The following is a 12728-nucleotide window of genomic DNA, read 5'->3' on the forward strand; positions in this document are numbered from 1 at the left end:
CGTCGTCGGCGCCAGTGCGACCAGCTCAACACGTGAGTGAGGGTGTGAAGGTCTCGGGGTGTGTGAGCTGCCAGGAGTCGCCGCACTTCTGCCACGGTGAGCTCGATGACCACGGCATCCTCACCGGAGGATCCCCTTTTTCGGCTGCTCGCGAGCTCATCGCAACGAGGAAGGTGTGGGCGAGCATGGCCAGGGTGATGTGCCGGTACCAGCCGACGTAGCGGCGGACTTCGTACTCGTCCAGGCCGCACTCGTTCTTCGCTGCCTGGAAACACTCTTCGATCGCCCACCGGGCGCCGGCGACGCGCACCAGTTCGTCCACGCCGACATCCAGCGGTGCGTAGCCGAGGTAGTAGGCGATCTCGTCCGGACGACTCAAGCTGCGCCGTGCCAGCGCCCACCGTCGACGGATCAACACGCCGTCCTGGTGGTCGTACTCGGACACTGGGCGCAACTGGACGGCTGCCCAGTCGTATTCGCGCTGTCCCTTCGCGCCCGCGCCGCAGGAACGGCGTTCCCATGCCTGGTCGGGGGCCTGCTCGAAGGCCTTGTCGATGCGTGGGCCGGCCAGGGAGAACTGGGACTTGGGGACGGCGAGGACGTAGCCGACGCCGGATGTTTCCAGCATCCGGCGGAAGCGGTTGTCCTGTCCGTAGGCGGCGTCCGCCGTGACCCAGGCGATCGGCAGCGGCGAGGCCAGAGCTCTGCGGACGATCGTTGCCGCGAGGGTGTTCTTGGTGGCGAACTCCCGCTCGTCGGGGATCTTGGCGGCGCGGCATCGGTCACGGTCGTCCGTCCAGGACTTGGGCAGGTAGAGCTCCCGGTCCACCAGGGCGCGGCCGGCTGTGCTGGTGTAGGCGGCGAAGACGCCGATCTGGCAGTTCTCGGTGCGGCCGGCGGTGCCGGAGTACTGCCGTTGGACTCCGGCGGAGGTGGTGCCCTTCTTCAGGAACCCGGTGTCGTCGATGATCAGTACACCGTCGGGGCGGCCGAGGTGTTCGGCGACGTAGGTCTGCAGGTCGTCGCGGATGTCGTCGGGGTTCCAGCGGGCTCGGGAGAGCAGGTGCTGCAGTCCGTCTGGGGTGGCGTGGCCGGCGTGTTCGGCAAGTTGCCAGCTGTTTTTTCGGGCCACCGGGGCGAGCAGTGCGCGCACGTAGTCCCGCATGCGGCGGCGTGGTTCGACACGGCCGAAGTGGCGCCCGATGGTGGTGAAGAGGTGGTCCAGGTCGCGGTCCCAGGTCTCGGCTGCCTGTTCGGTGATCACGACCCGAGGCTTCCCAGGCCCGGGGCGACCTTGCCATCGGGGGCACTCCTTCGAGGGGCGTGCGGGCCGAAGCCGTCCGTGACGACTTCCCGCCCGCTACACTCCCACCGCTCGACGTTTCCCCAGGTCAAGCCACGAAGTACTGCTGGAGTACTAGTAGCTCAACCGGATCGAGTGGAACGCCGACGAGGTCCTGGACGACGTACGCGGCTACGTGGTCGAACACCTCGGAGACCCGGGCGCTGTTCTGATCGTCGATGACACCGGCTTCCTCAAGAAGGGCATCCGCTCGGCCGGCGTGCAAAGGCAGTACTCCGGCGCTGCCGGACGCACCGAGAACAGCCAGATCGGAGTGTTCCTCGCCAAGACGGACAAGCCGCAGAATCGGCAGACACGCGCGTTCGTCCTGCCCATGGAGCGTTACACCATCACCTCGAGATTCGGGGTAGGCGAGCGAGTTGTGGTCGTCCGGCCATCACACCGGGCTCGATTTCGCGGCTCCGAAGGGCACCCCGGTCCGTGCCGTCCACGACGGCACGATCACGGAGGTCTCCTCGGGCGGGCCGCTCGGCAACCACACGGTCCCTGAAGGTGTGACGGCGGGCCGACTCGGCATCACCGGCCGCAGACGGCAGTGATCAGAGCGGGATGGAGATGCCGAGTTCCTGCATGACACCGGAGAGCGGGTCACCCTCGGAGCGTTCGGTCCTGGAGCCCTTGACGCCTGCGGTGAGCGTACGGGGGTCCACCGCCTCGGCGGGGGCTCCCATCGCGTAGAGGCCATCGGGCGCGTTGTCGCGGTGGTGCGGCAGGAGCCAGAAGACGCGGCGGCGGAACGTGTCCGAGACGCGGGAGGGCTTGGCAGTGGGTCCCAGGACGGCATAGCCGACGAGACGGCCGTCGCGGTGGTATGCGGGACGGCCTGCCCGGGTGAGCAGCCGGTCCAGGCTCTGGCGTACGTAGTCGAGGCCGCTGATGTCCTCCAGCCATACGAGGCCGGTCTCGTGGCTGATCTCGTCCGCGCTGATCAGGGAACTCATGCCCCGGTGTCCCCTTCCTCGTGTGAGCAGTCCGATACCCGGGCAGAGCTTGCGCTGGTTGGACAGGATCATCTCCTTGGTCGAGGCCAGACTCACCAGTTCCCGGGTGCGGGCGGCGAACGCCCGCGAGGACGTGGCGGGGGCACCCTCGTTCCGGCACCACGCCCTGTACGCGGCGTAGAGGGCGGCCTGCTCGGCGCGCAGGTCGGAGCCGAGACGGCAGCGTTCTTCGTAGAAACGGCCGGTGTGGTCCTCGGTCTGCGCGTAGGCGGTGGTGGCGATACGGACCTGTTCAGGGCCTGTGAGATCACGGTTCCCGGCGAGGTAGCGGCGTGCGCCGTCGATCGACCAGCCCAGAATGCCTGGGCCTTCCTCGGTGACGAGGAGGTCGGCGAGGTTGTCGATCTTGCGGTCGTTGGGAACCACGCGTTCGAAGGGGATCAGGCGAAACGCCGTGCTCCCAGCGGGTTCGCCCGAATCGAAGACGTCATCGACGCCGCCATGGCTGTCAGCAAGACAGGTTTTCGCCGGATGGCACTCCGATAATTCCGGTGAACCGGGTGCAGCAACCACAGTTGTGTACTTCTGCTTACCTCCCTCATGGTCTCTTGTTGGAGCACCGACACCTCCTGACGGAGCTCATATCGACGCTTTCCTTCGGGTTACTAGCTTTCTTTCTGGATACTAATTTCCCTTGCGGGTAACTAGCGCATGCCGGATACGGTCGTGCCATGTCGATCACCAGGCGCACATTCGGTGCGTTAGCCGCCGTCACGCTCGCTGCCGGATCCGTCACACTGGCCACCCCGGCCGCCGCCAGGACCGAGCCGCTTCAGCTGGTCGCGCAGAGCGAGGGCATGGTCTGGAACGCTGTGGCCGCCGACCACGGCCGGATCTTCGTGGCCGGCCCGCGCTGGTCAGGGTCGACGGGGCCGGCGCTGGGCCTGGTAACCGCGGACGGCGGGGTCGCGCCTTACCCGGACGCCGCCTGGAACGCCTGGCGTCCGGGAACTGCGGCGGACACCGCGTTCGTCAACGTCAACTCGATCAATCTGGACGGTCACGGCGGCCTGTGGGTGGTCGACACCGGCGCGCCCAGCTTCGGCGGCGACCCGCTGCCCGGCGGCGCCAAGCTGGTGCGCGTGGACGTGGCCGGCAACCGCGTCACGAGGGTGTACCCCTTCAGCAGCGACGTGGCCCTGCCGCGCAGCTACGTCGACGATGTCCGGTTCAACGGCCACACCGCCTATCTGACCGATGCCGGGCGCCCCGGGCTGATCGTGCTGGACCTTCGCGCCGGCGCCGCCCGGCGGGTGCTCGACGGCCACCCGTCCACCACAGCCCCCACGGACCGGCCGATCGTGGTCGACGGCACCGTGGTGCGCGGCACCGACGGCAACACGCTGAAGGTCAACGCCGACCCGCTCGAACTGTCGCCGGACCGGCGGTGGCTGTACTACGGCCCGCTGTCAGGGCCTTGGTCACGCGTGCCCACTCAGGCGCTGGACGACCCCGGACTGAGCCCGGCCCAACTGGCCGCCCAGGTGCGGCCATGGGCGGACCTGCCGCCGACCGGCGGCACCGCCATGGACCACAAGGGCAACCTCTATTTCTCCGACCTGGCTCACAACTCGATCGCACGCAGGAGCCCGGACGGCCGGATCGCCCAGGTAGTCCAGGACCCGCGCCTGCACTGGACGGACGCGCTGTTCCTGGACGCCCACAACACCCTGTGGCTGCCAGTGCCCCAATTGGACCGGGCGGCTCCCTTCAACGGTGGGATCTCTCGGATCCACTTTCCAGTGCAGCTGTTCCGACTGACGCTGGAACGCTGACCCGAATTCGACTTTACCGACACAAAGAGGAATGTTCGACACGGACTTTTCTCGCGGCATCGGCGGTACAGAAAAAAACCGTCCGATCCGTTCGGGCGTTTTGCCGGCGTGATCCCGTGTGCCGAAAAAGCGCCATCAAATCCCCTGATAATAATGACGAAAAGGAAGAAATCAAAGTGAGGAAAATCAAGCATCAGAAGTGGGTCCTGGCTGCGCTCGGCCTGGGGCTGACCGCGGCGGTCGCTTGTGCTCCCGCAGCGACCGGTGCCACTTCCGCGCCGACATCCGCCAAGCAGAGCGTCGCCACCCACGCCAACCCGGGCGGTCGCCTGGACCCTTACGCCTTCCTGCCGAAGGTGCCCTCGTTCACCCTGACCAGCACCACGGTCAAGAACGGTCGGCCGCTGCCCACCGACCAGCGGTCCGGAATCTTCGGGGCACCGGGCGGAAAGGACATCTCCCCGCAGTTGTCCTGGCGCGGCTTCCCCGCCAAGACCAAGAGCTTCGTGGTGTCGATGTATGACCCCGAGGCTCCGACCGGTAGCGGTTTCTGGCACTGGGCGGTGGCCAACATCCCCGCCACCACCAAGTCCCTGCCGCTCAACGCCGGAGCCCTCAACAGCCGCAAGTTGCCCGCCGGGGCCATCCAGCTCAACGGTGACGCGGGTACGGCCCGCTACATCGGCGGCGCGCCCCCGGCCGACTCGACCCACCACTACTACATCACGGTCACCGCGCTGGACGTGCCGAGCGTCGACGTTACGGCGACCACCAGTGGTGCTCTGCTCGGTTTCACCATCGGCAGCCACACGATTGGGCGAGCCACGCTGATCGCCCCTACCCGCGGCTGAACCCTGGTGGTGCAGTGCTGAATCCAGCGGAGCGGTTGGCCTAGAGTGATGCCCGCCCTGGGGTTTGGGGGTCTTGAAGACCCCCAAACCCCAGGGCGGTTTCAAAGTCCCGGACGCGGTCAGTACAGCGTCAAGTTCACCGCAGATCCGCGACACCTCCGACTTGGAGATCCCGCTGTCCGCGCCCAGGGCTTGGACCAGGTCATCGACCGAGCGGGTCGAGACCCCGTGCACGTATGCCTCCATCACCACGGCGAACAGCGCCCGGTCGATGCGCCCTCGCCGCTCCAGCAGCGAGGGGAAGAACGACCCGGTCCGCACCTTCGGCCTTTCATCAGCCGCCCGCCCAGAGAAAGCGGGCGATCAGACACGTCGTAGTACCTCTCCCAGGCCCCGCCAGCCCTTCGGACTCGACTGTCAGCTACAACCCCGACGCGGAAGATGCAGTACAGGACGCCGCACCAACCACCCCGCGGCGCATCGGCGACGCACGGACCTGGCGGCTGCGGGTTCCCTCGACGGTGACACCGGGTGTGTGACAGGGTCCGATCAGCGAGGCAGCATAAGACCCATCAAGCCTCGATCCAAGGCCGCCGCGTCGCCCCCCGTCTGCGGTTGTGCCCGCTGTGCCGGGAGTGCCAATGAAAGATCTTGAACTGGCCGACTACCGGGATCTCGTCCAGTCCCTGAAGTACTGCGTGCTGATCCACGACGCCGCCACGTACGAGATCCTGTGGGCCAACCACGCGGCCTGCGCACTGCTCGGCTGGACCGTCGACGAGTTGAAACCGCTCAAGGCGCCCGACATGAGCAAGAACGCCCAGCAGTACAGCCGTGAGCTGGGACATCGCTGGTTGCACGGGGCCGTCGAGCACGGAGTCAGCGCCACCGAGTGGTGCTACCGCTCCAAGCGCGGCGAAGAGGTCCTCACCGAGGCCATCGCCATCCGGGTCGACCTCCCGTCCCGGCAGGTCATCATGGTCCAGTTCCGGGACATCGAGGAGGAGAAGGCCGTCCGGCGTGACCTCTTCCGCACCGAGGGAAGGCTTCGGGCCTTCCTGGCGAGCCTCGCCGAGGGCATCGTCGTGCTGGACGACGACGGGCGGGTCATCTTCGCCAGCGAGTCGGCCACCAAGCAGCTCGGTCCCCACCTGCACGGGGCCGACTTCACGGAGTACTGCCGTGACGGGGCCGTACCGGCCGAGGCAGGCCGCTATCGCTTCGCCGAACCGGGCCATGCGCCCCGCTGGTACGCGGTCACCCGTCAGTACATCGACATCGAGAGTGACCTCCGAGGCCATCTGCTGCTCTTCTACGACATCACCGACCGGGTGCTGGAAGAGGAGGAGCACCGCCGGGACACCCAGCGCCTGAACCATCTGGCCCGGTACAACGCCATGGGTGACATGGCAATGGCCATCGCGCACGAGGTCAGCCAGCCGATCGCCGCCGCCTACAACTTCGTGGAAGGCACACGTGGACGGCTTCTCGCGCAGCACCCCGGGACCGATGCCGACACCGATTCCGTCGTCTGGGGACTGGACAACGCCAAAAGACAGATCGAACGGGCGAGCAGGATCCTCGACAGCCTGCGGCAGTACGTCGGCAGACTGGAACATGCCGACCAGCTGACCGATCTGGCGGCGATCGTCGAGGACTGCCGGTACTTCATCGAGCTGCGCGCCCAAGCTGACTCCGTTCGTCTCGACTTCGATCTGACCACCGAGCCCCTGCCGGTGCGCTGCGAGAACGTCCTCATCGGTCAGGTCGTCATGAATCTCGCCTTCAACGGCATCGAGGAGATGGCCAACTGGCCGCCCGAGCGGCGCAGCGTGGAGCTGGCCACCCGGCTGTCCCAGGACGGGGCGTGGGCCGAACTCGTCGTACGGGATCACGGGCAAGGCCTCGGGGGAATCCCAGGGGACCGGATCTTCGACGGGGTGTTCACCGGCAAGGTGAACGGCAGCGGGATCGGTCTGGCGCTCAGCCACCGGATCATCACCCGGCACGGCGGGCGTATCTCCGCCGCGGAGGGAGAACCCGCCGGAGCCGTGTTCTCCTTCGCACTTCCGGTGGCCCGGCCGCAATAAGGGAATCCTTTACATTGGGAAGGGAAATACCGGCCCATCCGCCTGGAAACCCGGCTTGTCCGGGTCCGTGCGAAGCGCCTAGCCTGCTGCGAAAGATTCCCGCGGCATTCGAGACGTTCGAGGTATCGCCCATGGGGAGCCAGCGAGAACAAGTGATGAACACCCTCGACCGGTACCTGCGACTGTGTGACGTTCCCGTCCGGGGCGAGGGCATGGTCGAACTCGGTGAGCTGTTCACCGACGACGCCGTCTGGGAGGGCGTGGGCCCGGAGTACTCCGGCGAATTCGGCCGCCGGGAGGGCAGGCAAGCCATCCTGGAGATGCTCGCCGGGTACCTGCCGCCCAATCCGCACTTCCGGGAGAACGTCCATCTGCTCTTCCCCGGAACCATCGACCTCAGCGACACCACCGCTCGTGGAACCTGGCTGATGCAGCAGCTGTCGCGCTATGCGTCGGGCACGGCCGAGGTCAGGGTTGCGAGGCTGGACGTGACCTTCCGCCTCGATCCGGTTCGGCCGGCCCTGATCTCGCTGTTCCGCACCGAGCGGCTCTTCAGCGCCCCGCTGGCGAGCGCCTCGCCGTTGAGTGCCCCGCCGCCGAAGGAGGCCGTGTGAGCGCCGACCGCAGGACCATGCTCCTGACCTGCTACGCCGACACTCACGGCTACGGTTGGCACCATGTGGACCTGTTCACCCACGACCACACGGGCCGAGAGGTCAACTGGGTGCACTGGCAGGTCGACGAGGACGGCCCGGCCGGAGCGGACAAGGCCACCGCCCGGGTCGAGCCGGCCCTGCGGCGGACCGGCGACTGGCAGCACGGGATCAGCGCCGACGGCAGCGAGTACTGGACCGCCCGAGCCACCTGGGGATGACCGGGATGAACACCCAGACCCAGAGCATCGTCTACATCGTCGACGACGACCGTGAGCTGTGCACGTCCCTGGCCTGGCTGCTGGAGTCGGTCCGGATCCAGTCGGTGAGCTTCACCGACGTCGGCTCCTTCCTGGAGTCCTACGACCCGGACCGGCCCGCCTGCATGGTCCTGGACGTGCGGATGCCCGAGGTAGGTGGCTTCCAGCTGCAGGAGATCCTGAACCGGGCCGGCTCGGAGATCCCGGTCATCTTCGTCTCCGCGCACGGCGATATCCGAATGTCGGTACGCGCCCTGCAGAACGGCGCGGTGGACTTCCTGGAGAAGCCCTACGACCCACAGCACATGCTGGAGGTCGTCCAGCAGGCGCTGCGCACTGCGCAGGAACGGTTCGCGCAGGCAGCGCGGAAACGGGTACTGCTCACGCGTCTGAGCCAGCTCAGTCCGCGTGAGCTGGAGATTCTGCGCATGGTGATCGACGGCGTGCCCAGCAAGAACATCGCGACCCGGCTGGGGATCAGCGTCAAGACCGTCGATGTGCACCGCACCCGTATCCGGGAGAAGGCCGACGCCGAGAGCATGGCCACACTCGTCCGCGACGTGCTCCAGCACGGGGTCGTACTGCCCTCCCCGTGACGCCTGTAAAGGAATCCTTACCTCGGTAGGGAAAACACTGGGAACAAACTCCGAACACACTGATTGCGCCGCATTCCCCGGCCCATATACGCTCCCGCCCAATCCTCAACGGAGACGGGAGTCGGATATGACTCAGGAAGTCCAGCAAGAAAAGCCGGACGTGATATCTGCCGGGGCGATGACGTCCCTCGACACCATAGCGGCACAACGGATCGGTATCGCTCTCCGCTTTTCCGCGGTGATGTGCCTCTTCTTCTTCCCGCTGCCCATCCTCGGCCTGTTCACCTCGACGCTCGACGGTGTCGTCGTCGGGGGCCTGACCTGGGCCTGGATCTACGCGTTCGCACAGTTCGCCGTCGCCCTCATACTCGCCACCCGATACACGGCGAGCGCCGGGCGGCTGGACGCGAAGATCGCCGAAGTCCTGCGGCAATCATCGAAGAAAGGCTGACATTCAATGGACGCTGTCTCAGCGGTAATATTCACCGTCCTGGTTCTGATCACCCTCGGAATCACCTACATGGCTGCCCGGCGCAGCAAGTCCGCCGCAGACCACTTCGTCGCCGGAGGCCAGCTCTCCGGACGTCAGAACGGTCTCGCCATCGCCGGCGACTACATTTCCGCCGCGTCGTTCCTCGGCGTCACGGGCGCCATCGCACTGGGCGGATTCAATGGCTTCTACCTGGCCGTGTTCGTCCCCGTCGCCTATCTGCTGACGCTGCTCCTGGTCGCCGAACCACTGCGCAACCTCGGACGCTTCACGCTGGCCGATGTCCTGGCCTCCCGATTCCGGGGACAGACCGTCCGCAGCGCCATGGCCATCACCACCGTCGTCGTGAGCACGGTCTACCTGATCGCCCAGTTCGTGGGCGCCGCCCTGCTGGTGACCGCCCTCTTCGACATCGACTACACCGTCGCCGTCCTCGTCATCGGCGGCCTCACCACGGTCTACACCCTGCTCGGCGGCATGCTCGCGACGAGTTGGATCCAGATCGTCAAGACCGGCCTCATGCTGGCGTGCACCGTCACCCTGTTCGTGCTGATCCTCAACAAGTACGACTTCAACCCGCTCGGCGCGTTCAACGACGCCCTGCACACGGTGGGGCAGCAGGCGGTGGCACCGAGCCGGACCACCGCGCTCGCCGGCTTCGACCAGCTGTCCATGGTGGTCGGTCTGGTACTCGGCGTACTCGGACTGCCCCATGTCATGATCCGGTTCCTCACCGTCCCGGACGCCCGGGCGGCGCGGTCGTCGGCCGTCACCGCCATCTGGGTCTTCGCCGCGTTCTACCTGATGATCCCCGTGATCGGCTACGGCGCCGGCCAGCTCGTCGGCCGGGACGGGATCGCCGCGAAGCACCCGGCCGGCAACCTGGCGGTCGTACAGCTCGCGGAGTCGCTCGGTGGCAATCTGCTGCTCGCGGTGGTGGCGGCGGTAGCCTTCGTCACCATCCTCGCCGTGCTGTCCGGGCTGGTGATGGCCGTCTCCGGTGCCGTCGCGCACGACGTCTACGGCCAGGTCCTCAAACGCGGTGCCGCAACCGCCCGCGGCGAGCTGACCGCGGCCCGCTTCGCGACCCTCGCGACCTGTGCCGTCGGGGTGGTGATCGCTCTCGCCGCGGAGCGCCAGAACATCGCCTTCCTGGCCTCGCTCGCCTTCGCCGTGGCGGCCAGCGCCAACCTCCCGGCGCTGCTGCTGACGATCTACTGGCGGCGGATGACCGCGCGCGCGGTGATCAGCGGGATGGCGGTCGGGCTCGTCACCTCCCTCACCATCATCCTGCTCGGTCCCGCCGTGAACGGCCCCGACGCGGTGCTCGGCTTCTCCAACCCCGCTCTGGTCTCGCTGCCGCTCAGCCTGCTCGTCTCGGTGCTGGTCGCCCTGGTCCTCCCCGACCGCGGCGAGGCGGCCGACACCGGACAGTCCACCTTCCGATCCCTGCGGCTCAAAGCCCTGACCGGAGTCAGCTGACATGACAACAGAGGACAGTGCGGACATCGGCGTGGCAACGGACTCGCTCGCCGAAGACGGCGTCAGATCGGTCACGGTCACGGGAGCGGGCGGAGTGCCGCTGAACGTGCTCGACGCCGGACCCGAGGACGCGCCGGCCGTCATACTGCTCCACGGCTTCGCCCAGTCCGCCCGCAGTTGGCTCCACCAGCTCACCGCGCCCCGGTCGATCCGGGTGGTCGCACCCGATCTGCGTGGCCACGGTCATTCCGGCAAGCCGGACTCCGGCTATCTGGACGAGCGGGTGTGGGCCGACGACGTGGCGGCCGTGATCGAGGAGCTGCGGCTCGACAGGCCGGTCCTGGGCGGCTGGTCCTACGGCGGCCTGGTGGCCCTCGACTACGTCGCGGTGCACGGCGACTCGGCGCTGTCGGGGCTGCTCACCGTGGACGCGAGCCTGCTGGCGGGCGTTCCGGGCGCGGAGCGGATGTTCGGCCCGGACTTCGTGGCCCTGCTGCCGGAACTGGTGAACGACGACGGCGGGAGCATCACCATCGAGGCCCGCCGAAAACTACTGGAGGTGTCGACCGAGCGCCCCCTTGCGGACGACACGGCAGGGACTCTGCTCGACGCGAGCCTGCGGACTCCACCCCGCGTCTGTGCCGCACTGCTGCAACGCGCGCTGGACCGCAGTGCGGCGGCGGCCGGTGTCACCGTGCCCTGGCTGGCCGTCCAGGGCGGCAGGGACCGGATCGTCGCACCGGCCGCGGCGGAACACATCGCCGCAGTCCAGCCCGCCGCGCAGGTGCGGCTGTGGGAAGGGTCGGGGCATTCCCCGTTCCTGGAGGAACCCGACCGTTTCAACGAGCAGTTGATCGCCTTTGTCACGCGTTCCACCTCCCGGGCCTAGGGAATTCCCTTACCCGAACTGGTTCAAGTCCCAATGGCGGGCGGTCGGTTGACACGCCTAGCGTGACGGCAGGGCGGCAAAGTGAACCGCCCGGAAATCCGAGGAGATTTTCTCATGACGCAGACGCTGAATTCCTCGGCGGCAGCCGAAAGCGGTTCGTCCTCCGGAGCGGGGCTGGACCGGGTGCTGGCGGTGGTCGAGGAGCGGCGGGCCGAATTCGAGGAGAAGCGGCACGTTCCGCGGGATGTGATCGCCGTGTTCAAGGGCGCGGGAATCTACCGGGCGAGCACACCGAAGCAATTCGGGGGCGACGCCCTTCCGCCCGCGGAATTTCTGGGCCTCATCGAGCGGATTTCGGCCGTGGACGCCTCGGCCGGCTGGGTTGCGAGCTTCGCCTGCTCCGGCGTCTATCTGGCCGCTCTGCCGCTCGACACCCAGGCCGAGCTGTACGCGGACGGTCCCGATGTCGCCTTCGCGGGCGGCCTCTTCCCCGTACAGCCCGCCGAGCACGTCGAGGGCGGCTACCGGGTCTCGGGCCGCTGGAAGTTCTCCAGCGGATGCAAGGGCGCGGACATCGTCGGCGTCGGCATCAAGGCGGGCGAGGACAAGGCCGGCCGGCCCCTTACCGCCGTACTGCGGGCGGACCAGGTGGAGATCGCCGAGAACTGGGACGTCGTCGGCCTGCAGGGCACCGGCAGCCACGACCTGGTGGTCGACGGGGCTGTCGTACCGGAAGCGTGGACGTTCGTCCGCGGCGGCGATCCCACCGTCGACGAGCCGCTCTACCGCTATCCGACCGTCCCCTACGCCGCACAGGTCCTGGCCGTCGTCGGTCTCGGAACGGCCCGTGCCGCCCTCGACCACGTCATCGCCCAGGGCGGCCGCTCCGGCTACACCGGCGCACCCAAACCCGCCGAACGCGCCACCTACCGCATCTCGGTCGGCCAGGCGGAGGCCCAACTCCGGTCCGCGCGCGCCTTCTTCTACGAGGCCACGGAGGAGGCGTGGGCGACCGTCGAGGCGGGAGACCCGGCGACGGACGGTCAGGCGAGCGCGCTGCGCCTGGCTTCCGCGCACCTCGCCAAGACCTCCTTCGAGGTCGTACGGGCCGCCTATCAGCTCGGCGGCATCGGCGCCGTCGCCGACGGCAGCCCCCTCCAGCGCCACCTGCGCGACGCGTCGGTCGTCCCGCAGCACGCCTTCCTCCAGGAGGGCATGTACGACGGCGCGGGCGCGGTCCTCATGGGCGTCCAGCCCTTCCCCGGCTACCTCTGAAAG

The 12728-nt window shown here is 67.7% G+C and carries 12 protein-coding genes and 4 pseudogenes; 12 read left to right on the plus strand and 4 right to left on the minus strand.

Features of this window, described 5'->3' with window-relative positions; translation table 11 throughout:
* Window positions 1-25 precede the first annotated feature (25 nt).
* Complete coding sequence (locus OHA11_RS00395) at window positions 26-1225, minus strand: IS701 family transposase (protein WP_266506834.1); 1200 nt, start codon at window positions 1223-1225, stop codon at window positions 26-28.
* Window positions 1226-1424: 199 nt separating this feature from the next.
* Between OHA11_RS00395 and OHA11_RS00400 the strand changes: the two are divergent.
* Window positions 1425-1628: pseudogene (locus tag OHA11_RS00400) on the plus strand (transposase); the annotation flags it as partial.
* A 94-nt stretch (window positions 1629-1722) separates the two neighbouring features.
* A pseudogene (locus OHA11_RS48265) lies at window positions 1723-1812 on the plus strand (hypothetical protein); the annotation flags it as partial.
* A gap of 90 nt (window positions 1813-1902) precedes the next feature.
* On the opposite strand, the gene OHA11_RS00410 reads toward OHA11_RS48265, so the two are convergent.
* Both OHA11_RS00410 and OHA11_RS00415 read right to left on the minus strand, forming a co-directional pair.
* On the minus strand, window positions 1903-2304 hold the full coding sequence (locus tag OHA11_RS00410) for a DUF6009 family protein (protein WP_266506836.1): 402 nt from the start codon (window positions 2302-2304) through the stop codon (window positions 1903-1905).
* A gap of 24 nt (window positions 2305-2328) precedes the next feature.
* A pseudogene (locus OHA11_RS00415) lies at window positions 2329-2751 on the minus strand (primase-like DNA-binding domain-containing protein); the annotation flags it as partial.
* A gap of 284 nt (window positions 2752-3035) precedes the next feature.
* Here OHA11_RS00415 and OHA11_RS00420 point away from each other — a divergent pair.
* Entirely contained in the window at window positions 3036-4139 is a 1104-nt protein-coding gene (locus OHA11_RS00420) for an L-dopachrome tautomerase-related protein (RefSeq protein ID WP_266490791.1), read from the plus strand.
* Between the two features lie 176 nt (window positions 4140-4315).
* Window positions 4316-4990 (plus strand): YbhB/YbcL family Raf kinase inhibitor-like protein, encoded by a 675-nt coding sequence (locus OHA11_RS00425; RefSeq protein WP_323186500.1) that lies wholly within the window; start codon window positions 4316-4318, stop codon window positions 4988-4990.
* A 129-nt stretch (window positions 4991-5119) separates the two neighbouring features.
* Here OHA11_RS00425 and OHA11_RS00430 read toward each other — a convergent pair.
* Window positions 5120-5317: pseudogene (locus OHA11_RS00430) on the minus strand (transposase); the annotation flags it as partial.
* 314 nt (window positions 5318-5631) lie between these two features.
* On the opposite strand from OHA11_RS00430, the gene OHA11_RS00435 reads away from it, so the two are divergent.
* The 8 genes from OHA11_RS00435 (at window position 5632) to OHA11_RS00470 (ending at window position 12725) form a co-directional block, all read left to right on the plus strand.
* Window positions 5632-7080: an ATP-binding protein gene (locus tag OHA11_RS00435; RefSeq protein WP_266490794.1), complete on the plus strand. Its 1449-nt coding sequence runs from the start codon at window positions 5632-5634 to the stop codon at window positions 7078-7080.
* 131 nt (window positions 7081-7211) lie between these two features.
* Complete coding sequence (locus OHA11_RS00440; RefSeq protein ID WP_266490796.1) at window positions 7212-7694, plus strand: nuclear transport factor 2 family protein; 483 nt, start codon at window positions 7212-7214, stop codon at window positions 7692-7694.
* Window positions 7691-7954 (plus strand): hypothetical protein, encoded by a 264-nt coding sequence (locus tag OHA11_RS00445; RefSeq protein ID WP_266490798.1) that lies wholly within the window; start codon window positions 7691-7693, stop codon window positions 7952-7954. Before OHA11_RS00440 ends, OHA11_RS00445 begins: the two co-directional genes overlap by 4 nt.
* A gap of 5 nt (window positions 7955-7959) precedes the next feature.
* On the plus strand, window positions 7960-8589 hold the full coding sequence (locus OHA11_RS00450; RefSeq protein ID WP_266490800.1) for a response regulator transcription factor: 630 nt from the start codon (window positions 7960-7962) through the stop codon (window positions 8587-8589).
* 127 nt (window positions 8590-8716) lie between these two features.
* Window positions 8717-9040 (plus strand): DUF485 domain-containing protein, encoded by a 324-nt coding sequence (locus OHA11_RS00455; RefSeq protein ID WP_266490802.1) that lies wholly within the window; start codon window positions 8717-8719, stop codon window positions 9038-9040.
* A gap of 6 nt (window positions 9041-9046) precedes the next feature.
* Window positions 9047-10561: a cation acetate symporter gene (locus tag OHA11_RS00460; protein WP_266490804.1), complete on the plus strand. Its 1515-nt coding sequence runs from the start codon at window positions 9047-9049 to the stop codon at window positions 10559-10561.
* Window position 10562: 1 nt separating this feature from the next.
* Window positions 10563-11450 carry an alpha/beta fold hydrolase gene (locus OHA11_RS00465; protein WP_266490805.1) on the plus strand — a complete coding sequence of 296 codons (888 nt, stop codon included), beginning with the start codon at window positions 10563-10565 and terminating at the stop codon, window positions 11448-11450.
* Window positions 11451-11564: 114 nt separating this feature from the next.
* Complete coding sequence (locus OHA11_RS00470; RefSeq protein ID WP_266490807.1) at window positions 11565-12725, plus strand: acyl-CoA dehydrogenase family protein; 1161 nt, start codon at window positions 11565-11567, stop codon at window positions 12723-12725.
* Window positions 12726-12728: the final 3 nt, after the last annotated feature.

The organism is Streptomyces sp. NBC_00878 (genome assembly GCF_026341515.1).
In the GTDB taxonomy this organism is placed as follows: Bacteria; Actinomycetota; Actinomycetes; order Streptomycetales; family Streptomycetaceae; genus Streptomyces.